The following is a 451-nucleotide window of genomic DNA, read 5'->3' on the forward strand; positions in this document are numbered from 1 at the left end:
CCGCGCGTCGGCGGTAAGAGTCGGGTGAGGCTCTTGAGGAGAGTGGACTTGCCGCAGGCGTTGGGCCCGACGATCACGGTGAATGCTCCGTCGGGGATATCCACCGATACGTCTTCGCAGACCAGCTTGTCGGAGTAGCCGAGCGCGGCGCCGTCGACAATCAGTCGGGTCATCTCTTCTTTCCCTCTCGCAGGAGTAGCCATAGGAAGTACAGTCCGCCGATCGACACCGTGACGATGCCGACGGGCAGGGGCGAATCGGGGTGGATGCGTTGGGCGACGACATCCGCGAGCAACAGCAGCAACGCTCCTACTGCGGCCGTGGGCCCTAGTGCGAGTCCGTCGGAGCGCACGAGGCGCCGGGCGATCTGCGGTGCGGCCAGTGCGATGAACGAGATCGGGCCGACCGTCGCCGTCGCGAGTGCGGTGAGGCCGATGCCGACGACGATCGC

General features: G+C 66.3%; 2 protein-coding genes. Both read right to left on the bottom strand.

Translation table 11 applies throughout. The features are described from left to right. Window positions 1-203, bottom strand: a 203-nt coding sequence (locus tag IFT89_RS21000; RefSeq protein WP_202939858.1) for an ATP-binding cassette domain-containing protein, incomplete at its 3' end; no start/stop codon positions are given. Beyond that, window positions 170-451: iron chelate uptake ABC transporter family permease subunit (locus IFT89_RS21005; protein WP_202939857.1), on the bottom strand; the 282-nt coding region annotated here is incomplete at its 5' end. The genes IFT89_RS21000 and IFT89_RS21005, both read right to left, overlap by 34 nt.

This window comes from Plantibacter sp. CFBP 13570 (assembly GCF_014841395.1).
In the GTDB taxonomy this organism is placed as follows: Bacteria; Actinomycetota; Actinomycetes; order Actinomycetales; family Microbacteriaceae; genus Plantibacter; species Plantibacter auratus.